Origin of the sequence: Leptotrichia wadei, assembly GCF_007990445.1 — a bacterium.
Taxonomy (GTDB): domain Bacteria; phylum Fusobacteriota; class Fusobacteriia; order Fusobacteriales; family Leptotrichiaceae; genus Leptotrichia; species Leptotrichia wadei_A.
In genome coordinates this window covers 2155966-2177193 of sequence record NZ_AP019841.1, presented here as the reverse complement: position 1 = coordinate 2177193, position 21228 = coordinate 2155966, and the positions used below count along the sequence as shown (strand labels likewise).

The 21228-nt window shown below is 31.8% G+C and carries 30 protein-coding genes; 28 read left to right on the top strand and 2 right to left on the bottom strand.

The features are described 5' to 3' along the window. Positions 1–161 precede the first annotated feature (161 nt). The 28 genes from FVE74_RS10330 to secY all read left to right on the top strand — a co-directional run bounded on the left by FVE74_RS10330 (position 162) and on the right by secY (position 19457). Complete coding sequence (locus FVE74_RS10330) at positions 162–1673, top strand: UDP-N-acetylmuramoyl-L-alanyl-D-glutamate--2,6-diaminopimelate ligase (protein WP_147004431.1); 1512 nt, start codon at positions 162–164, stop codon at positions 1671–1673. A gap of 102 nt (positions 1674–1775) precedes the next feature. Next, positions 1776–3158 (top strand): carbohydrate porin, encoded by a 1383-nt coding sequence (locus FVE74_RS10325; protein ID WP_172617472.1) that lies wholly within the window; start codon positions 1776–1778, stop codon positions 3156–3158. A gap of 445 nt (positions 3159–3603) precedes the next feature. Beyond that, positions 3604–3972, top strand: coding sequence for a 30S ribosomal protein S12 (gene rpsL, locus FVE74_RS10320; protein WP_006806098.1), 369 nt, complete (start codon positions 3604–3606; stop codon positions 3970–3972). 32 nt (positions 3973–4004) lie between these two features. Next, positions 4005–4475, top strand: coding sequence for a 30S ribosomal protein S7 (gene rpsG, locus FVE74_RS10315; RefSeq protein ID WP_147004429.1), 471 nt, complete (start codon positions 4005–4007; stop codon positions 4473–4475). 241 nt (positions 4476–4716) lie between these two features. Further along, complete coding sequence (gene fusA / locus FVE74_RS10310) at positions 4717–6801, top strand: elongation factor G (protein ID WP_147004428.1); 2085 nt, start codon at positions 4717–4719, stop codon at positions 6799–6801. Between the two features lie 63 nt (positions 6802–6864). Continuing rightward, positions 6865–8049, top strand: a complete 1185-nt coding sequence (gene tuf, locus FVE74_RS10305; protein ID WP_147002960.1) for an elongation factor Tu — start codon at positions 6865–6867, stop codon at positions 8047–8049. Between the two features lie 182 nt (positions 8050–8231). Beyond that, positions 8232–8537 carry a 30S ribosomal protein S10 gene (gene rpsJ / locus FVE74_RS10300; RefSeq protein WP_018451256.1) on the top strand — a complete coding sequence of 102 codons (306 nt, stop codon included), beginning with the start codon at positions 8232–8234 and terminating at the stop codon, positions 8535–8537. 58 nt (positions 8538–8595) lie between these two features. After that, a complete protein-coding gene (rplC, locus tag FVE74_RS10295) occupies positions 8596–9222 on the top strand; it encodes a 50S ribosomal protein L3 (RefSeq protein WP_147004427.1) in 627 nt (208 codons plus the stop codon). A 21-nt stretch (positions 9223–9243) separates the two neighbouring features. Beyond that, positions 9244–9888, top strand: coding sequence for a 50S ribosomal protein L4 (rplD, locus tag FVE74_RS10290; protein ID WP_147004426.1), 645 nt, complete (start codon positions 9244–9246; stop codon positions 9886–9888). Beyond that, on the top strand, positions 9888–10172 hold the full coding sequence (gene rplW / locus FVE74_RS10285; protein ID WP_147004425.1) for a 50S ribosomal protein L23: 285 nt from the start codon (positions 9888–9890) through the stop codon (positions 10170–10172). Before rplD ends, rplW begins: the two co-directional genes overlap by 1 nt. Positions 10173–10356: 184 nt before the next feature. Then, positions 10357–11184: a 50S ribosomal protein L2 gene (gene rplB / locus FVE74_RS10280; RefSeq protein WP_147004424.1), complete on the top strand. Its 828-nt coding sequence runs from the start codon at positions 10357–10359 to the stop codon at positions 11182–11184. Positions 11185–11383: 199 nt separating this feature from the next. Beyond that, a complete protein-coding gene (rpsS, locus tag FVE74_RS10275) occupies positions 11384–11653 on the top strand; it encodes a 30S ribosomal protein S19 (RefSeq protein ID WP_060917347.1) in 270 nt (89 codons plus the stop codon). Positions 11654–11718: 65 nt separating this feature from the next. Beyond that, on the top strand, positions 11719–12057 hold the full coding sequence (rplV, locus tag FVE74_RS10270) for a 50S ribosomal protein L22 (RefSeq protein ID WP_147004423.1): 339 nt from the start codon (positions 11719–11721) through the stop codon (positions 12055–12057). Positions 12058–12082: 25 nt separating this feature from the next. Next, entirely contained in the window at positions 12083–12739 is a 657-nt protein-coding gene (gene rpsC, locus FVE74_RS10265) for a 30S ribosomal protein S3 (protein WP_018498276.1), read from the top strand. 1 nt (position 12740) lies between these two features. Beyond that, positions 12741–13166, top strand: coding sequence for a 50S ribosomal protein L16 (gene rplP, locus FVE74_RS10260; protein ID WP_147004422.1), 426 nt, complete (start codon positions 12741–12743; stop codon positions 13164–13166). Then, on the top strand, positions 13166–13357 hold the full coding sequence (rpmC, locus tag FVE74_RS10255; RefSeq protein WP_006806082.1) for a 50S ribosomal protein L29: 192 nt from the start codon (positions 13166–13168) through the stop codon (positions 13355–13357). Before rplP ends, rpmC begins: the two co-directional genes overlap by 1 nt. An 11-nt stretch (positions 13358–13368) precedes the next feature. After that, entirely contained in the window at positions 13369–13629 is a 261-nt protein-coding gene (rpsQ, locus tag FVE74_RS10250) for a 30S ribosomal protein S17 (protein ID WP_018498274.1), read from the top strand. Between the two features lie 97 nt (positions 13630–13726). Further along, positions 13727–14095 (top strand): 50S ribosomal protein L14, encoded by a 369-nt coding sequence (gene rplN / locus FVE74_RS10245; protein WP_006806080.1) that lies wholly within the window; start codon positions 13727–13729, stop codon positions 14093–14095. 16 nt (positions 14096–14111) lie between these two features. Then, a complete protein-coding gene (gene rplX / locus FVE74_RS10240; protein ID WP_147004421.1) occupies positions 14112–14495 on the top strand; it encodes a 50S ribosomal protein L24 in 384 nt (127 codons plus the stop codon). A 25-nt stretch (positions 14496–14520) separates the two neighbouring features. Continuing rightward, a complete protein-coding gene (rplE, locus tag FVE74_RS10235; RefSeq protein ID WP_147004420.1) occupies positions 14521–15075 on the top strand; it encodes a 50S ribosomal protein L5 in 555 nt (184 codons plus the stop codon). A 30-nt stretch (positions 15076–15105) separates the two neighbouring features. Then, a complete protein-coding gene (rpsN, locus tag FVE74_RS10230) occupies positions 15106–15393 on the top strand; it encodes a 30S ribosomal protein S14 (protein WP_147004419.1) in 288 nt (95 codons plus the stop codon). Between the two features lie 23 nt (positions 15394–15416). After that, on the top strand, positions 15417–15812 hold the full coding sequence (rpsH, locus tag FVE74_RS10225; RefSeq protein ID WP_147004418.1) for a 30S ribosomal protein S8: 396 nt from the start codon (positions 15417–15419) through the stop codon (positions 15810–15812). Positions 15813–15844: 32 nt separating this feature from the next. Beyond that, positions 15845–16378: a 50S ribosomal protein L6 gene (gene rplF / locus FVE74_RS10220; protein ID WP_018498270.1), complete on the top strand. Its 534-nt coding sequence runs from the start codon at positions 15845–15847 to the stop codon at positions 16376–16378. Between the two features lie 13 nt (positions 16379–16391). Beyond that, positions 16392–16754, top strand: a complete 363-nt coding sequence (gene rplR / locus FVE74_RS10215) for a 50S ribosomal protein L18 (RefSeq protein WP_021745794.1) — start codon at positions 16392–16394, stop codon at positions 16752–16754. Positions 16755–16772: 18 nt separating this feature from the next. Continuing rightward, positions 16773–17282: a 30S ribosomal protein S5 gene (rpsE, locus tag FVE74_RS10210; protein ID WP_018498268.1), complete on the top strand. Its 510-nt coding sequence runs from the start codon at positions 16773–16775 to the stop codon at positions 17280–17282. Between the two features lie 20 nt (positions 17283–17302). Continuing rightward, complete coding sequence (rpmD, locus tag FVE74_RS10205) at positions 17303–17482, top strand: 50S ribosomal protein L30 (protein ID WP_006806072.1); 180 nt, start codon at positions 17303–17305, stop codon at positions 17480–17482. Between the two features lie 6 nt (positions 17483–17488). Further along, on the top strand, positions 17489–18103 hold the full coding sequence (gene rplO / locus FVE74_RS10200) for a 50S ribosomal protein L15 (RefSeq protein ID WP_147004417.1): 615 nt from the start codon (positions 17489–17491) through the stop codon (positions 18101–18103). A gap of 46 nt (positions 18104–18149) precedes the next feature. Then, on the top strand, positions 18150–19457 hold the full coding sequence (gene secY, locus FVE74_RS10195) for a preprotein translocase subunit SecY (protein WP_147004416.1): 1308 nt from the start codon (positions 18150–18152) through the stop codon (positions 19455–19457). A gap of 92 nt (positions 19458–19549) precedes the next feature. Here secY and FVE74_RS10190 read toward each other — a convergent pair whose 3' ends face one another. Together FVE74_RS10190 and FVE74_RS10185 are read right to left on the bottom strand one after the other, a co-directional pair. After that, complete coding sequence (locus FVE74_RS10190) at positions 19550–20356, bottom strand: PhnE/PtxC family ABC transporter permease (RefSeq protein ID WP_232053960.1); 807 nt, start codon at positions 20354–20356, stop codon at positions 19550–19552. 74 nt (positions 20357–20430) lie between these two features. Beyond that, positions 20431–21225, bottom strand: coding sequence for a PhnE/PtxC family ABC transporter permease (locus FVE74_RS10185; protein ID WP_147004414.1), 795 nt, complete (start codon positions 21223–21225; stop codon positions 20431–20433). Positions 21226–21228: the final 3 nt, after the last annotated feature.

The window sequence follows — 21228 nt, the reverse complement described above, 5'->3', positions numbered from 1 at the left end:
GCTTATAAAGATTACTTTAAAACTAAGTTTAAAGTTATGATAATTTTACTCAAATCCTAGTTTTACTCAATTTTTATTAGTTTGGTTTTAAGGAGATTCGAGTATATATAAATGAAAATTTTAGAATTACAGGATTTTTGGAAAAGGGAGAGTATGTGAAAATGTATAAAATATTTAAAGATGTAAGTTACAAGTTGCTTCAAGAAGGTGAAAACTTTGAAATTAAGGGCATTGAATATGATTCACGGAAAATTGAAAAGGATTTTGTATTTGTGGCAATGACAGGAAGCACCGTGGATGGACATGATTTTATTCAAAAGGCTATTGACAGCGGAGCTAAAATGATTGTTTGTGAAAAGGATGTAAATGTAAAAGAGTATAGAAATGCTGATTCTGTAACTTTTGTTCAAGTGGAAGATATACGTAAAAAATTAGGAATAATTGCTTCAAATTATTACGATTATCCGCAAAATAAAATAAAAATAGTTGGAATTACAGGAACAAATGGTAAAACTACATCGAGCTTTATTTTGGAAAATATTCTGGAAAAAACAGCTAGAATAGGAACTACTGGAAATCGTATTTTAGATGAAGAATTTGAAACAGTTAATACAACTCCAGAATCATTGGAACTGATAAAATTAATAGATAAAAGTGTAAAAAAAGGTGCAGATTACTTTATAATGGAAGTAAGTTCCCATGCCCTTCAAATTGGACGTGTGGATATGCTTAAATTTGATTCTGCAATATTTACTAACTTGACACAAGACCACCTTGATTTTCATAAAACTATGGAAAATTACTTTAATGCCAAGAAAAAAATATTTTCAATGCTGAGAAATAATGGTGTAGGAATAGTTAATATTGACGATAAATATGGGGAAAAAATTTATTCTGAAAAAAAAGATGGAAATAACGATTATATTTCTATAAGTATAAAAAACGAAGAAGCTGATGTGTGGGGAGATATTTTAAATTATACAAATCATGGAATGAAAATAAAAATAAATTTGGATAATTATTTTGAAAGAAGAAACCTTGTAAAAAATAAAGATGAAGAAGAATACAAATTTGAAATAGAATTAGTGGGAGAATATAATTTGTATAATGTCCTTGGCTGTGTTGCCAGCGCATTGTCGCTTGGGGCAAAAATGGATTTTATTGTGAAAAAATTACAGGAAATGCCATCAGTTCCAGGAAGATTTGAGACAATAAAAAATGATCTGGAAGCAAGAATTGTAGTGGATTTTGCACATACAGATGATGGACTTTTAAACATTGGAAAAACCTTAAAGCAAATTACAGATAATCAAGTAATAACAATATTTGGCGCAGGTGGCGACAGAGATCACGACAAGCGTCCAAAGATGGCAAAAGCAGCAACAAAATTTAGTGATTACATCATTTTAACATCAGACAATCCTCGTACAGAGAACCCTGTAAAAATTTTGGCAGATATAGAAAAAGGGCTTATTGCTGAAAAATATCCATTTGACAAATATATAATTATTTCCGATAGGGAAAAGGCAATAAGATATGGAATGAGACTTCTTCAAAAGGGAGACAGCCTTTTAATCGCAGGAAAAGGACATGAAACTTATCAAATAATTGGAAATGAAAAAACACATTTTGATGATAGGGAAGTAGTAAGAAAAATTTTGGCTGGGAAATAAAAACCTCTATTAAAGGTATTGACAATGAAAAAAATTGGAGGTATACTTATATAAAGATTTGATTCAAATAAAATACAAATAAAATTAATGGAGGATTTTTTCGTGAAAAAGAGATTGTTATTGGCATTGACAGCATTTTTACTGGCTTGTACATTAGTAAATGCTGAAACACTTGAAGAGAGAGTAGATAGATTAGAAAAAGAATTGAGAGAAACTAAAGAAGAATTACAAAAACAAATAGCTGAAAAACAAATTCCAGCACCAGCGCCAGTGGTAATAACAAATCCAACATCTAGTTTAGCAAGTTTAACTGATGGATTTGAATTTCACGGTTATGGAAGAGCAGGACTTCTTATAAATCAAAATGGAGATAAAGGAAGCGCATTTAAAGTTCAAGATGAAGGATTTGCTCAAAAATATAGATTAGGTAATGAAGATGACACTTATGCTGAATTAGAATTAGTTAAAAAATTTGATGTAAACGGAGCAAAAGGTTCAGTTCACTATATGTTTTCAACAAAATCAGGTTCAGGAGACGAATATAAAACATGGACTTCAGGAAGTTCAACAAATCCAGGTTCTGAAAACGATTCATTTAAAACTAGACAATTTTATGTTGATATAACTCCAAATGACGGAGCTACTTATTGGGCAGGGAAAAGATATTATGCAAGAGAAGATATTCATATAAATGACTATTATATTAGAAACTATTCAGGAACAGGTGCAGGAATTCAAAATATTAAACTTGGTTCTGGAGCAGCTGATGTTGCATTAATTGCAAACGATCCTAGTGATCATCCTGAATACACACTTCATTCAAGATATTCAGTAGGTCCATGGGCTTTTGAACTAGCAGGACACACAATGAAATCAGATTCTACAGATAAAGATATAACTGAATGGGGAGCACAAGGTTCTGTAAGTTATAGCCTACCTGGTTTTTATGGATTAAAGGACAAAGGATCTTCTAAAATAGTTCTTCAAGGTGGTAAAGGACTTGGTTCTGGAAGTGGACTTGGAAGTGCTACCGCTTGGGGAGATACTAGAAAAGATGCTTATTCTGTGAATTTAGTGACATACGGTCAAGCAAATCTTTCAGATAGATGGCAAATTATGCCTGAATTAGGTTATAGATATGACAAAAACTTTGGAGGGGAAAAAGACCGGGAACAACAATGGGTAACAGCTGGTATGAGACTTGTCAATCCTATTACACAACATTTTGCAATGCAATATGAAACAGGATTAGATTATGTAAAAGTTAATAAGAAATCAGAAAACTATAATAGTGGACTATTTAAATTAACCGTTGCTCCGACATTAAAACTTGATACAGAAAATTTCTGGGGAAGACCTGAAATTAGGGCATTTGTAACTTATGGACATGGATTTGGAGACAAGAAATTTATAAGAGTTGATTCAGATGGAAAAGAACATAATAAAGGCGTGCAATTTGGGGTTCAAACAGAAGTTTGGTTTTAATTTGGATTTGTAAGTTATAAAAAATTTAGAAAATTCAAATGAATTTTTGAAGATAGTAAAAAATATTATTTTTACAAAGTATTATTATAATAAAGAATATATTGTGAAATCATTATAAAAAAATCTTTTATAGCCCTTGACAAAAGGGCTATTTTAGTATAAAATATTTAGGTTAGAACTCATAACTAAATTTTAAAAATATATTTTTTTTGAAAAGAATATATTTGAAGTGAATTTTAGAGTAAATCGACATACTTAAAATAGGTATGCACTTATGTTTGATAAAGTGGCTTGCAGGAAAAGCAGGAAAAAGTAATAAAAACTTTGTCAAATTGGGCTTTATCAAATGTAGATTGAAGAAATGAGCTTTATAAAAAGTTTTAGTTTTGAAAAATAACGCGAGAATAAATATATAAATCAAAGAAATTTGAGAGGAGGAAAACAGATGCCTACTATTAATCAATTAGTAAGATTTGGTAGAAGTACAACTGAGAAAAAGAAAAAATCACCTGCATTGAAAGGTAATCCACAAAAAAGAGGGGTTTGTGTAAGAGTATATACTACTACACCTAAAAAACCGAACTCAGCCTTAAGAAAGGTAGCAAGGGTTAAATTAGTAAATGGAATTGAAGTTACTGCTTATATTCCAGGAATCGGACACAACTTACAAGAACACAGTATCGTTCTTTTAAGAGGAGGAAGAACAAAGGATTTGCCAGGGGTTAGATATAAAATAATCAGAGGAGCATTGGATACAGCAGGAGTTGTAAACAGAAAACAAGGTAGATCAAGATACGGAGCTAAAAAAGGGTAATTAATTTTTAAAAAAGTAAGGAGGACAAATAAGTGTCAAGAAGAAGAAGAGCGGAAAGAAGAGATGTATTACCAGATTCTCAATTTAACGATAAAGTAGTAACTAAATTCATCAATGGATTAATGAAAGACGGGAAAAAATCATTAGCTGAACATATTTTTTATACAGCATTGCAACAAATAACTGAGGAAACTCAAGAAGAAGGAATCGAAGTATTCAGAAGAGCAATGGAAAACGTAAGACCTCAATTAGAAGTAAGATCTAGAAGAATTGGAGGGGCTACTTACCAAGTACCAGTTGAAGTTAGAAAAGAAAGACAACAAACTTTAGCAATCAGATGGTTAGTTAGATACACAAGAGAAAGAAAAGAATACGGAATGGTAAACAAATTGAAAAAAGAATTAATTGCAGCCGCTAACAATGAAGGTGGATCAATTAAGAAAAAAGAAGATACATATAAAATGGCTGAAGCGAATAGAGCATTCGCACATTATAAATGGTAATCTTAAATTTGCTTGATGAAATATTAAGTATGCAAAAATATTTGATATTTATATTTTTACAAAATTCATTTTTTCAGAATTGAATTTATAAAAAATATAATAATCAGGGTAGGAACTATCCAAAGAGCTTGGTAAATATATATAAATATATTTTCCAAGAAGCTCTGGTTTTTAGAAATTAGAGCAGTTTACATACACTTCTTTTAAAAAAGAAGTTTACAATATAAGGAGGAAAAATTAAATGGCAAGAAAAGTTGCTTTGAAGGATACTAGAAATATTGGTATCATGGCACATATAGATGCTGGAAAAACAACTACTACTGAAAGAATCTTGTTTTATACAGGAGTAAACCATAAAATCGGAGAAGTTCACGAAGGAGCTGCTACGATGGATTACATGGAACAAGAACAAGAAAGAGGAATTACAATTACATCAGCTGCAACAACAGCATTCTGGAATGGTCATAGAATTAATATAATAGATACACCAGGCCACGTTGACTTTACAGTTGAAGTAGAAAGATCATTAAGAGTACTAGATGGATCTGTTGCTGTATTCTCAGCAGTTGATGGAGTTCAACCACAATCAGAAACTGTTTGGAGACAAGCAGACAAATATAACGTACCAAGAATGGCATTTTTAAACAAAATGGATAGAGTTGGTGCAGACTTTGATATGTGTGTAAACGATATTAAAGAAAAATTAGGTGGAAACGGTGTACCAATTCAATTACCAATTGGTGCAGAAGATAATTTTGAAGGAATTATCGATCTTGTAACAATGAAAGAGTATTTATTTAAAGATGAAACTATGGGAGCTGACTATGAGATAGTTGATATAAGAGCTGAATTAGCAGATGAAGCTCAAGCAGCTAGAGAACATATGATTGAATCTGTAGTTGAAACTGACGATGATTTGATGGAAAAATACTTTGGTGGAGAAGAAATCACTGAAGAAGAAATCAAAAAAGCATTAAGAGTTGCTACAATTGCTGGAACTGTTGTACCAGTATTATGTGGAACAGCATTTAAAAACAAAGGGATTCAACCATTACTTGATGCAGTAGTTGCCTACATGCCATCACCAGTGGATATTAACGGAGGAAAAGTAAACGGAACTGATCCTAAAACTGAAGAACCTATCCAAAGAGCAATCTCAGATGATGAACCATTCTCAGCATTGGCATTTAAAATCATCACAGATCCATTCGTTGGAAGATTATCATTCTTCAGAGTTTATTCAGGAGTATTGGAAAAAGGATCTTATGTATTAAACTCAACTAAAGGTAAAAAAGAAAGAATGGGAAGATTGCTTCAAATGCACGCTAACAAGAGAGAAGAACTTGATATAGTTTATTCTGGAGATATAGCTGCTGCAGTTGGATTAAAGGATACTACAACAGGAGATACATTGTGTGCTGAAAATGCGCCAATTATCCTAGAAAAAATGGAATTCCCTGATACAGTTATTCAAATAGCTGTTGAACCAAAAACAAAAGCTGACCAAGAAAAAATGGGAACAGCGCTTTCAAAACTTGCTGAAGAAGATCCAACATTCAAGGTTACAACTAACCAAGAAACTGGTCAAACATTGATTTCTGGAATGGGAGAACTACATTTGGAAATCATCGTAGATAGAATGAAACGTGAATTTAAAGTGGAAGCAAATGTAGGTAAACCACAAGTTGCATATAGAGAAACAATTAATGGCGCAACAGATGTTGAAGAAAAATATGCTAAACAATCTGGAGGACGTGGACAATATGGACATGTTAAGATGAAAGTTGAAGCTAATCATGGAAAAGGATATGAATTTATTAATGAAATTACTGGAGGAGCTATTCCAAGAGAATATATTCCAGCAGTAGATAAAGGAATCCAAGAAGCGTTAGAAGCTGGGGTTGTTGCAGGATACCCAGTTCAAGATATAAAAGTTACATTATACGATGGATCTTACCATGAAGTCGATTCATCAGAAATGGCATTTAAAATTGCAGGATCTATGGCAATCAAAAAAGGACTTAGAGCTGCTAACCCAGTATTATTGGAACCAATCTTCAAAGTAGAAGTTACTACTCCAGAAGAATATATGGGAGATGTTATTGGTGACTTGAACTCAAGAAGAGGACAAGTTTCAGGAATGACTGACAGAAATAATGCAAAAATTATTGATGCAGAAGTACCTTTATCACAAATGTTCGGTTATGCAACTGACTTGAGATCAAAAACACAAGGAAGAGCATCTTATTCAATGGAATTTGAAAAATATGTAGAAGTTCCAAAAAATATTGCTCAACAAGTAATTGATGAAAGACAAGGAAAATAGCCAAAAAATAAAATAGAATCTTAAAAAAATTAAAATTAAAGAAATAATGGAGGAAAAATTAAAATGGCAAAAGCTAAATTCGAGAGAAGTAAACCACACGTAAACATAGGAACAATCGGTCACGTTGACCACGGTAAAACAACAACAACAGCAGCAATTTCAAAAGTATTAGCTGAAAAAGGGCTGGCTGAAAAAGTTGATTTTGAAAACATTGACCAAGCTCCTGAAGAAAGAGAAAGAGGAATTACAATTAACACAGCTCACATTGAGTATGAAACAGAAAAAAGACACTACGCTCACGTAGACTGTCCAGGACATGCTGACTATGTAAAAAATATGATTACAGGAGCAGCTCAAATGGATGGAGCTATCTTAGTAGTATCAGCAGCAGATGGTCCAATGCCTCAAACAAGAGAACATATCTTGTTGGCAAGACAAGTAGGTGTACCTTACATCGTAGTATACTTGAATAAAGTAGATATGGTAGACGACGAAGAATTATTAGAATTAGTAGAAATGGAAGTAAGAGAATTATTAAACGAGTACGGATTCCCAGGAGATGACGTACCAGTAATCAAAGGATCATCATTAGGAGCATTAAATGGAGAACAAAAATGGATAGATGCAATTGTAGAATTGATGGATGCAGTGGATGAATATATTCCAACACCAGAAAGACCAATTGACCAACCATTCCTTATGCCAATTGAAGATGTATTCACAATTACAGGAAGAGGAACAGTAGTAACAGGAAGAGTAGAAAGAGGAGTAGTAAAAGTTGGGGAAGAAGTAGAAATCGTAGGAATTAAACCAACTTCAAAAACTACAGTAACAGGAGTAGAAATGTTCAGAAAATTATTAGATTCAGGACAAGCTGGAGATAATATAGGAGCATTGTTAAGAGGAACTAAGAAAGAAGAAGTTGAAAGAGGACAAGTACTTGCTAAACCAGGAACAATCACTCCACATACAGGATTTAAATCAGAAGTATACGTATTGACAAAAGATGAAGGAGGAAGACATACTCCATTCTTTACAGGATACAAACCACAATTCTATTTCAGAACAACTGATATTACAGGAGAAGTAAACTTACCAGAAGGTGTAGAAATGGTAATGCCTGGAGATAACATTGAAATGACAGTAGAATTGATTCACCCAATTGCAATGGAAGAAGGATTAAGATTTGCGATTAGAGAAGGTGGAAGAACAGTAGCTTCAGGAGTAGTTGCAACTATTACTAAATAGTTTTAAACAGTAAATTTTTTAAAATATGGAAAAAAATATTGCAGATAATCAAAATATTTGTTATAATATTTAGAAATGTAATAGGAAATAGTTCAAGTTAAATAAAAGGAGAGATTAGATTTTGATAATCTAATTTCTCTGATTATTAAAAAAACAAGGTAAAATAAACAGGAGGAAAGACTTTGGATAAAATAAGAATATATTTACAATCTTATGATCACAAACTGTTGGATCAATCTGCTAAAAAAATTGCAGAAGTAGCTAAGAAAAATGGTTCAGAATTAGCAGGACCACTTCCATTACCTACAAAAATTAAAAAGTATACAGTTTTAAGATCAGTTCACGTAAATAAAGATTCAAGAGAACAATTTGAAATGAGAATTCACAGAAGATTTGTAGAAATTAAAAATTCTAATCAGCAAATCGTAAATGCATTAGCATCATTAAACTTACCATCAGGTGTGGGAGTTGAAATTAAGCAATCGTAAGGCTTAGTACAAGTTGGCAAAGATTGTCAACCAATATATTAAGGAGGAAAAATAAAAAATGATATTAGGTAAAAAAATCGGAATGACACAAATTTTTGAAAATGAAAAATTAATTCCAGTTACAGTAATCGAAGCAGGAACTAACTTCATTACACAAATTAAAACAGAAGAAAAAGAAGGATATAACGCTATCACATTAGCTTATGGAGATAAAAAGGAAAAAAATACTACTAAACCATTATTAGGTGTATTTAAAAAAGCAGGAGTTACTCCAAAAAGATTTCTTAAGGAATTTAAAGTAGCTAATCCAGCTGACTTTACATTAGGACAAGAAATTAAAGTAGACGTATTAGAAGGTATCGAATTTGTTGATATTTCTGGAACTTCAAAAGGTAAAGGAACTGCAGGAGTTATGAAAAGACATAACTTTGGTGGAAACAGAGCTTCACACGGGGTTTCAAGAAACCATAGACTTGGAGGTTCTAACGCAGGAGGAGCTGCATCAAACAGTAACGTACCTAAAGGTAAAAAAATGGCTGGAAGATTAGGAGCTGAAAAAGTAACAGTTCAAAACTTGCAAGTTATTAAATTTGATGTAGAAAACAGTCTTTTATTAGTAAAAGGTGCTGTTCCAGGACCAAAAAACGGGTTCTTAGTAATCAAAAAATCGGTAAAAAAATATTAATAGGAAAGAGAGGAGGATAACATGCCAGTTTTAAATATATATAAATTAGACGGTTCACAAGCAGGAACTGTGGAAGTAAATAACGAAATTTTTGGAATTGAACCAAATAAACACGTAATGCACGAAGTTTTAGTAGCAGAATTAGCTGAAGCAAGACAAGGATCAGCTTCAACAAAAACAAGAGCAGAAGTAAGAGGTGGAGGAAGAAAACCTTTTAGACAAAAAGGAACAGGTAGAGCAAGACAAGGTTCTACAAGAGCACCACACATGGTAGGTGGAGGAGTTGTTCACGGACCAAAACCTAGAAATTATGCTAAAAAAGTAAATAAAAAAGTTAGAAGATTAGCTTTAAGATCAGCTTTAGCTCAAAAAATTAGCGAAGGAAATGTAATCGTATTAGACGATTTTGCTTTGGAAACACCAAAAACAAAAACATTTATTGATTTTGCAAAAACATTAAATTTTGACGGTGTAAAACAATTATATGTAACAAATGACGATACTGATACTGTAGATAGAGATTACTTCTTATACTTATCTACTAGAAATATTGAAAAAGTTGCAGCAATTAATACAAGAGATTTAAGTGTTTACTGGTTAATCAAACAAGATAAAGTAGTCTTAACTAAAGAAGCTCTTGCAACTATCGAGGAGGTGTTGGCATAATGCATATTACTGATATTATCAAAAAACCTGTAATTAATACAGAAAAAGCTAGAACTTTGCTAGAAAATAATGAATATGTTTTTATCGTAGATAAAAGAGCAAATAAACTTCAAATTAAAGAAGCAGTTGAAAAATTATTCAATGTAAAAGTTCAAGGTGTAAATACTTTAAACATCAAACCAAAAAACAAAAGATTCAGAATGTCAATGTATAAAACATCTGCTATCAAAAAAGCAATTGTTAAATTAAAGGCTGGAGAATCAATTACAGCTTACGAAGGATAATTAATACATAAAATTTATTTTGATTTTGAAATTTAATTTTAAAAAAGTAAAACAAATAAATTTTTTTGTGGAAATTATTTAATAAAAATGCTATAATAAACAAGTTATGTAAAATATAGAAATTTATAATAATTATTTTTAAGAATATAAAATATTAAAATTAGGAAGTGAGGGAACGCAAGTTATGCCAATAAAAAAATTAAAACCGATAACTAGTGGGACACGGCATATGTCGATATTAGTTAATAAGGACTTAGATAAAGTAAGACCTGAAAAATCTCTAGTTGAACCGTTAAATTCATCTTACGGAATTGACAACTATGGACATAGAACAGGTAGAAACAGACATAAAGGACACAAAAGATTATATAGAGTAATAGACTGGAAAAGAAATAAAATTGGAGTGCCTGCAAAAGTTGCAACTCTTGAATATGATCCAAACAGAACTGCAAATATCGCATTATTACATTATGTTGATGGAGAAAAAAGATATATCTTGGCTCCAAATGGACTTAAAAAAGGTGATGTTGTATTAGCAGGAGAAGGTGCAGACATTAAACCTGGAAATGCATTGAAATTAAAAGACTTGCCAGTAGGGACAGTTATTCACAATGTAGAACTTATGCCTGGTAAAGGTGGACAGTTAGCAAGATCTGCAGGAACAGCTGCAAGACTTGTTGCGAAAGAAGGAACTTACTGCCACGTGGAATTACCATCTGGAGAATTAAGACTGATTCACAAAGAATGTATGGCAACAGTTGGAGCAGTAGGAAATTCTGAACATTCATTAGTATCATTAGGAAAAGCTGGAAGAAATAGACACTTAGGAAGAAAACCTCACGTTAGAGGATCTGTAATGAACCCTGTGGATCACCCACACGGAGGAGGAGAAGGAAGATCTCCAATAGGTAGAAAATCACCAGTTACACCTTGGGGTAAACCTACACTTGGTAAGAAAACTAGAGGTAAAAAACCTAGTGATAAATTCATTGTTAGAGGTAGAAAAAAATAATTGTTTAAAAATTAGTTTAATATTCAAAAATATATTAATGAAATTTTTAAATGAAAAACGTAGAAATGGACTGTGCCAGTCAAAATATCTGAATAGAAGTTTGGCTGAATATAAAAATATTGCTTGATACATGGAATTAAATAAATGAAATGTATTGAGTAACATTTCTCGATTTAAAAAATGAAATAAGGAGGAAAGAATGGCTCGTTCATTAAAAAAAGGACCTTTTGTTGATGCATATTTATTAGAAAAAATAGAAGCATTAGGAGGTAAAAAACAAGTTATTAAAACATGGTCTAGAAGATCAACTATATTCCCTCAATTTATTGGACATACTTTTGCTGTATATAACGGTAAAAAACATATACCTGTATATGTTACTGAGGAAATGGTTGGGCACAAATTAGGTGAATTTGCACCAACTAGAACTTTCTATGGACATGGAAAAGATGCAAAAAAAGCTAAATAATTAGAGAAATTAAGAGTTAAAAGATAAGAATTAATAGATATACATTGGAAAGGAGAGGACTTTGAATGGCAGTTGTAGCTAAATTGAAATACCAAAGATTAAGCCCTCAAAAAGCAAGATTAGTTGCTGATATTGTAAGAGGGAAAAATGCATTGCAAGCATTGAACATTTTAAGATTTACAAATAAAAAAGCGGCATTATACATAGAAAAAACATTAAGATCGGCAATTGCAAATGCTGAACACAATAATAATATGGATCCTGATAAATTATTTATTTCAAAAATATTAATTGACAAAGGACCAGTATTAAAGAGAATCAGCCCAAGAGCAATGGGAAGAGCTGATATCATTAGAAAACCAACAGCTCACATCACAGTAGAAGTTGATGAAAAAGTAGATTAATTTAGACAAATAAGGAGGTAAGTCTGTGGGACAAAAAGTAGATCCTAGGGGGATAAGATTAGGAATCACAAGAACTTGGGATTCAAAATGGTTCGCTGAGGGGAAAGAATACGTAGATAATTTTCATGAAGATTTAAAAATAAAAAAATATATTAAGAAAAACTATTACCATGCAGGGATTTCTTCTATTCAAATAGAAAGAACATCGCCTACAGAAGTAGCAGTTATTATAGAAACTGGAAAAGCTGGAATTTTAATTGGTAGAAAAGGTCAAGAAATCGAAGCTTTAAAAGTAAAATTGGAAAAATTGACTGGTAAAAGAGTTCAAATTAAAGTACAAGAAATCAAAAATCCTAATAAAGATGCTCAATTGGTAGCAGAAAGCATTGCAACAGCAATTGAAAAAAGGGTTGCTTATAAAAGAGCAGTTCAGCAAGCTATTCAAAGAGCAGAAAAAGCTGGGATTAAAGGAATTAAAGTTATGGTATCGGGAAGATTGAATGGTGCCGAAATTGCAAGAAGTGAATGGACACTTTCAGGAAGAGTACCACTACATACTTTAAGAGCAGATGTTGATTACGCAACAGCTACTGCACACACTACATACGGTGCTTTAGGATTAAAAGTATGGATATTTAATGGTGAAGTTCTTTCTACTACAAAGGAAGGAGAAAACGAATAATATGTTAATACCTAAAAGAACGAAATATAGAAAACAGTTCAGAGGAAAAATGGGTGGTGTAGCAACTAAAGGAAACAAAGTTGATTTTGGTGAATTTGGACTTGCCGCTAAAGAATTTGGTTGGATTACTTCAAGACAAATTGAGGCTTGTAGGGTAACAATCAACAGAACGTTTAAAAGAGAAGGTAAAATTTGGATTAGAATATTCCCTGATAAACCTTATACTAAAAGACCTGAAGGAACAAGAATGGGTAAAGGTAAAGGTAATACAGAAGGTTGGGTAGCAGTAGTTAAAAAAGATAAAGTAATGTTTGAAGTTGGCGGAGTATCTGAAGAAAAAGCCAAAGAAGCATTAAGAAAAGCTGGACATAAACTACCTATAAAAGTTAAATTTGTTAGAAAAGAAGAAGTAGGTGGTGATAAGTAATGACAATTAACGAAATTAGAGAATTATCATTGGAAGAATTGGAAGTTAAAGTAAATGAATTGAAACAAGAATTATTTAATTTAAAATTTCAAAAAACTCTTGGACAATTACAAAACACTGCTAAAATACGAGATGTTAAAAGAACAATAGCAAGATTAAAAACTGTTGTAACTGAAAAAACTGGTAAATAGGAGGATCAAGAGTGGAAAATAAAAGAAACGAAAGAAAAGTAAGAGAAGGAATCGTTGTTTCTAATAAAATGGATAAAACTGTAGTTGTTCTTGAAGAAACAATGAAATTACATAAACTTTATAAAAAGAGAGTAAAAACTTCTAAAAAATATAAAGCACACGATGAAAACAATGAATGTGGAATCGGAGATAGAGTGCAAATTATGGAAACTAGACCATTAAGTAAAGATAAAAGATGGAGAGTTGTTACAATCTTAGAAAGAGCTAAATAGTTCTATTTTATCAATAAAATTAAAAAATAATATTTTATTTTCAATATTAAAAAAAAGCAAATAGCATGAGTTAATATTTGAGAGGAGGAAATTTTAAATGGTTCAACAACAAACGATGCTTAATGTCGCTGATAACACTGGAGCTAAAAAAATCATGGTTATTAGAGTATTAGGTGGATCAAGAAGAAGATTCGGTAAAATAGGAGACATCGTAGTAGCAACTGTAAAAGAAGCTATACCAAACGGAAACGTTAAAAAAGGTGATGTAGTTAAAGCTGTAATCGTTAGAACAAGAAAAGAATTGAAAAGAGCAGATGGTTCATATATAAAATTTGATGATAATGCGGCAGTTATTTTAAATACTGCATTAGAAGTAAGAGGGACAAGAATCTTTGGACCTGTAGCAAGAGAATTAAGAGCTAAAAACTTTATGAAAATAGTTTCTCTAGCACCAGAAGTATTATAGGAAGGAGAGTTTAAACGTGGCTAAACCAAACTTAAAATCAGTACCTAGAAAATTACATGTTAAAACTGGAGATACAGTTATTGTAATTAGCGGTAGATCAAAAGATTTGTTACGTAATGAAAACAGTACACAAACTGGAGATAAAGGAAAAATTGGAAAAGTATTAAAAGTTTTCCCTAAAACTGGAAAAATAATTGTTGAGGGTGTAAATATCAAAAAAAGACATATTAAACCTAATGCGATGAACCCACAAGGCGAAGTTGTAGAAAGAGAAATGCCAATTTTCTCATCTAAAGTAATGCTTTGGGATGAAGCGGCAGGAAAACCTACAAGAGTAAGAAAAGAAATAAGAGATGGAAAAAAAGTAAGAATATCAGTTGTATCTGGTAATGAAATATAATATTTTAGAGAGGAGGATGTAATAAATGGCTGAAAAATATATTCCAAGATTACAAAAATTATATAAAGATGAAATCGTTTCGTCATTAATGAAAGAATTAAATCTATCTAACATTATGCAAGTACCTAAACTTGATAAAATAGTAGTTAATATGGGGATTGGAGAAGCAGCAAGCAACCCTAAATTAATAGATGCGGCTATCGTTGAATTGGCGCAAATTACAGGGCAGCAGCCTGTAGCAAGAGCAGCTAGAAAATCAGAAGCTGGATTTAAATTAAGAGAAGGACAAAAAATCGGAGCAAAAGTTACATTAAGAAAAGAAAAAATGTATGAATTTCTTGATAGATTAATCAGCATTACTTTACCAAGAGTAAGAGATTTTGAAGGTGTTTCACCTAAAGGATTTGATGGAAGAGGAAATTATACATTGGGATTAAGAGAACAAATCGTATTCCCTGAAATCGAAATTGATAAAGTAGATAAAATCTTTGGATTAGGAATCACAATTGTATCTACAGCAGAAAATGATGAGCAAGGAAGAGCTTTATTAAAAGCATTCGGAATGCCGTTTGCAAAATAGTATTATTTTGAAGGAGGTGTAATTTAATCAATGGCTAAAAAAGCAATGGTTGAAAGAAACTTAAAAAGAGAAAAAACAGTTGATAAATATGCAGCTAAAAGAGCTGAATTAAAAGCAAGAGCTAAAAAAGGTGACAGAGAAGCAGTTTTGGAATTATCTAAATTGCCTAGAAATGCTTCGCCTACAAGAGTTAGAAACAGATGTCAAATTAATGGAAGACCAAGAGGTTACATGAGAGAATTTGGTATTTCAAGAGTTATGTTCAGACAATTAGCAGGAGAGGGAGTTATCCCAGGAGTAAAAAAATCAAGTTGGTAATATTTTGAGAGGAGGAAGAATTAATGTATTTAACAGATCCTATTGCTGATATGCTTACTAGAATCAGAAACGGAAACATGGCTAAACATGCACAAGTTGCAGTACCATTTTCAAAAATTAAAGAAAGTATAGCAAATATATTAAAAAATGAAGGATATATAAACGGTTACGAAATCAAAGAAGAAGGAGCTATAAAAAATATAGTTGTATCTTTAAAAACTGTAGATGGAGAAGCTGTAATTAAAGGGTTAAAAAGAATATCAAAACCTGGAAGAAGAGTTTACACATCTGTAGAAAGTTTACCTAAAGTATTAGGTGGATTAGGAATTGCCATTGTCTCAACACCACAAGGTGTTATTACAGACAAGGAATGCAGAAAGCATAATGTTGGTGGAGAAGTTCTTTGCTACGTGTGGTAATTTACGCATTTTATAAATTAGGAGGATAAACAATGTCAAGAATAGGTAACAAACCTATAACTATACCTGCTGGTGTTGAAGTTAAGCAGGATGGTCATACTTTTACTGTAAAAGGGCCAAAAGGGCAATTAGTAAGAGAATTAAGCAGTGAAATTAAAGTAAATATTGATGGTAATGAAATTACATTTGAAAGACCAAATGATTTACCAAGTATTAGAGCTCTTCATGGGACTACAAGAGCAAATTTAAACAATATGATTGTTGGAGTAAGTGAAGGATTTTCTAAAGGATTGGAATTAGTCGGAGTAGGATATAGAGTACAGGCTAGTGGAAAAGGATTGACTTTATCTTTAGGATATTCACATCCAGTTGAAATTGAAGCAGTAGATGGAATTACTTTTAAAGTTGAAGGAAATACTAAAATTTCTGTTGAAGGAATTGACAAGCAATTAGTTGGACAAGTTGCTGCAAACATCAGAGCTAAGAGAGCGCCTGAACCTTACAAAGGAAAAGGAGTTAAATACGCTGACGAAGTAATTAGAAGAAAAGAAGGTAAGAAAGGATAGGAGGTAGATTTTAATGGTAAAAAAATTTGATAGAAATAAATTAAGACAAAAAAAACATAGAAGTATTAGAAAAAAAATCGTTGGAACTGCTGAAAGACCTAGACTTGCTGTGTACAGAAGTTTACAAAATATCTTCGTTCAAGTAATTGATGATACAACAGGAAACACTTTAGTTTCTGCATCAACTATTGAAAAAGGTGCTAAAATTGAAAATGGTTCAAACATTGAAGCAGCTAAACAAGTTGGAGAAAGAATTGCTAAAAAAGCATTAGATAAAGGAATTACTGCTGTTGTATTCGACAGAGGTGGATATATTTACACAGGAAGAATTAAAGCTGTGGCAGATGCTGCTAGAGAAGCAGGATTAAAATTCTAAAGATAAGGAGGATTTATTTTGGCTAGAGATAGAGATAACAGAGAAAGAGAAAGTGAATATAAAGAAAGACTTTTAAGAATAAGCAGAGTTTCTAAAACTGTTAAAGGAGGAAGAAGAATTTCATTCTCAGTATTGGCAGCTGTTGGAGACGAAAAAGGAAAAGTAGGTATCGGTTTAGGAAAAGCTAACGGTGTACCTGATGCAATTAAAAAAGCCATTGCAAACGCTAAGAAAAACCTAGTAAATGTTTCATTAAAAGGTGGAACATTACCACATGAGCAAATTGGTAAATATAATGCAACTAGCGTATTATTAAAACCAGCTTCAAAAGGGACAGGAGTTATTGCCGGTTCAGCAACTAGGGAATTGCTTGAGTTAGCAGGTGTAACTGACGTGCTTACAAAAATTAGAGGTTCAAAAACTAAAGATAACGTTGCAAGAGCAACTTTAGAAGGTCTTAAACAATTACGTTCTCTTGAAGACGTAGCAAGACTTAGAGGAAAATCAGTTGAAGAAATTTTAGGATAATAGGTTAGGAGGTAAAATTAATGTCTAAAGTAAAAGTAACGCTTGTAAAAGGAATTAATGGAAGAAAGCCTAATCATGTTGCGACTGTAAAATCACTTGGATTAAGAAAAATCAGTCAAAGCGCAGTTCATAACAAAACTGCAGATATAGAAGGAAAAATTAAATTAGTTTCTTATTTACTTAAAGTAGAGGAGGTTTAAAGATAAATGAATCTTAATGAATTAAGACCTGCTGCTGGATCGAAAAGAGAAAGAAGAAGAGTAGGAAGAGGACACGGAACTGGTTGGGGTAAAACAGCTGGTAAAGGTCATAACGGACAAAAACAAAGATCAGGTTCTTATGTATCACCAATATTTGAAGGTGGACAAATGCCTATTATTAGAAGAATCCCTAAAAGAGGATTTTCTAATGCACCATTTAAAAAAGATATTATAGCAATTACATTGGCTGATATTGTTGAAAGATTTAACGATGGAGATGTAGTTAGCTTAGAAACATTAGTTGAAAATGGAATAGTTAAAAACCCTAAATTTATTAAAAAATATTCTGATGAAGCATTAAGAAATGTAAAAGGAAGAAGAGCTGTAAAAGAATACTTAAACTCAAATATTGAGGCTTATGTAAAAGAAAAAGAACTTACTAGCTTATTAAAAATTATAGGGAATACAGAAGTTAATAAAAAATTAACTGTAAAAGCGCACAGAATCTCAAAAGCAGCTAAAGAATTAATCGAAAAAGCTGGAGGAAGTGTAGAATTATTAGAAATCAAATCATATTCAGCTAAAGCAGGAAATAATAAAAAAGAAGATGGAGATAAGTAAGATTTAATATCTTGCTTTTTCTTCATACACTAAAGGAGTGGTAGAATTGACTCTAGCTGAAGCAGTATCAAGTAGGGTAAAAGCTATTTTTAATATACCTGAGTTAGAAAAAAGGGTAACGTTTACATTACTTATGATAATGGTTGCAAGAGTTGGAATTCACATAGCAGTTCCTGGAATTAATACAGAAGCTTTTAAAAATTTCCAGCAAGGAAATGCGATTGCTCAATTTTTAAATTTATTTTCGGGTGGAGCTGTTGAAAGAGCTTCAATTTTTGCGTTGGGAATTGTCCCTTACATTAATGCTTCCATTGTATTTCAATTATTAGGAGTAATTTTCCCTAAAATAGATGAAATGCAAAAGGAAGGTGGAAAAGAAAGAGATAAAATAACTCAGTGGTCAAGATATGTAACAATTGTACTTGCAATAATTCAATCTTTCGGAATTGCAATATTAATGCAAAATCAAGGGTTAGTATTGGAACCAGGTCCAAAATTTGTACTTAGTACAGTAGTTTTAATTACAGGAGGAACTTCATTTTTAATGTGGATTTCTGAAAGAATTTCAATTAGAGGTATTGGAAATGGGACATCAATGTTGATTTTCTTAAATATTGTTGCAGGATTGCCATCAGTTATCAGTAACATGTATGCTGGATTGCCTAGTGGAATGGGAAAAGTTTTATTAGGATTATCAGTAATAGTATTTATAGTATTTATTGCGTTAATGGTAATTGTACAGCTGGCTGAAAGAAGAATTCCTATTCAATATGCTGGAAAAGGGAGTCTTGGATTTGGTGGTGGACAAAGTACAGTTGGAAAGAGAACATACTTGCCATTAAAAATAAATATGTCTGGAGTAATGCCAATAATCTTTGCGTCAGTATTGATGGCAGCGCCTCCGTTTCTAGTTTCAATGATGAAATCTGGAAGTTTAAAAAACTTCTTGGCAGCTCAATTTGAGCCAAAAGGAATTTTTTACTTGTTGCTATTTGCAATATTAATTACAGTATTTTCGTTTTTCTATACACTTACAATTGCTTTTGATCCAGACAAAGTGTCAGATGACTTAAAGCAAAGTGGTGGAACAATCCCAACAGTAAGAGCTGGAAAGGAAACTGCTGACTATTTGGAAAAAGTTGCAACAAGAGTAACATTTGGAAGTGCAATATTCTTATCATTATTAGGTATTATGCCAAATATATGGTTTGGATATATCTTAAATCTTCCGGTAATGCTTGGGGGAACAAGTTTACTAATTCTAGTTGGGACTGCTGTAGAAATATTATTGCAAATGGATTCATTCTTGGCAGTTAAACACATGAAGAGTTTTGTAAATAGAAGACATCGTTAATATTAAAATTTAGAATTTATATAAAATAAAAAATCTCTAACTAGGTAAAATTCTTTTTAGAGATTTTTTTATTTATTCATATAATAAAAATTTTAATTTTTCAAATATTTTTTTCTCAATAAATATGAAATAAATTCCAATATAATTGCTACACCAAATATTAAGTATACAAATACTCCAATTTCACGTATATCAAAATACATTGTTCCAGACATAAACATATCGTATCCAATTCCACCAGCTCCAGCGGCAGCTCCAACTAAAACTGCATTTGTAAAGTTTATTTCAAAACGGATAAAAGTCCAGGATAAAATGGAAGTTATAGTGCTTGGTAAAACTCCTTGAAATATGATTTTCCAAAATGAAGCTCCTGTTGCCCTCAAGGCTTCGATAATTCCGCTGTCTATCTCTTCGATGCTTTCTGAATAGGCTTTTACAAGATAGGCGATACTGTGGAAGGTCATTCCTATAATTGCAGCTTCTACTCCGACATTTGCGACGACTGAAAAGACCATAACCCATAATATTGTTGGGATTGCTCGAATGAAGGATAAACCTAATTTTATAGTTTTTGATAAATGTTTACTGGAAAGATTTTGGGCTGCAAAAAAGGATAAAAATAATGCTATAAATGAGCCAATTATTGTTGTAAGGACTGCTAGCGCAATTGTTACAGCAAGACTTTGGAATACTTGGGCATAAGTGTATCTGTCAGATAAATTTGGAGAAAAAAACATTGTTTTTAAGTCTTTAAAAAAATGTCTAGTTGCTTCAATGATATTGACACCGCCAAAATCCATTGTGGATAAAGTATAAACTGTAATAATTAATAATACGGATAAAGTTGTGTATAAATAGATTCTTGATTTTGTAAGTTTTTTTATTTTTATTTTTTCCAAAAGAATATTCACCTTCTTTTTTATTTTATTTATTTCTTTTTGATTTTTATAATAAAGAGAATTATTCAAATATTTTACATTAATTCACTTCTAAGTTTGTTTGAAAGCATTTCTACGCCAACTACGATAATTGTAACGACTAAAATTACAAGTCCGGCGGCATCATAACGGAAACTTTTGTAATATAGGCTAAATGTAAATCCTATTCCAGTTCCTGTTAAAATTCCAACTAATGTTGATTCCCTAACTCCAGTTTCTATGAAAAATAGAAGCCAGGATAAAAGCTGGGAAGAGATGCTTGGAATGACTCCGCAAAATATTATTTGAAAGTATGAAGCGCCTACTGACTTTAACGCTTCAATTACATCACCTGCAATGTCGTCTATTGTTTCAGAAAAGGCACGTGTCAAATATCCAAATGTTATTAGAAATAATGCCAGAAAGCCTGTAAATTGGCTTTGCTTAAAGGAAAATACAAGTATTAATGACCAGGCTACAATTGGCATATTTCTAAAAAATGAAGCGATTACTTTTGTTATAATTTTTGTAAAAATGTTGATTCCAGTTGAGTTTGAGCCTATTATTGCGAGAAATAGGGCAAATATTGCTGAAATCGTTGTGGCAGTTATGGCGAGTAAAACTGTTTGCAAAGCAGAATTTATGATTTCTGGAAAATATTGGAGGGCATTTTGTGTAGGGATGAATTTTTGTATTAGCCAAAAAATTCCAGCTGGAATTGAGGAGAATGCCATTCCATTTTGAAATCCTGAAATAATGGAGGATATTATGTAAAGTAAAATAATTATTAGCACAAATATAATTTTAGAATAAAATCTCTGTTTAAAAATATCTTTTTCGTTTAAATTCATAAA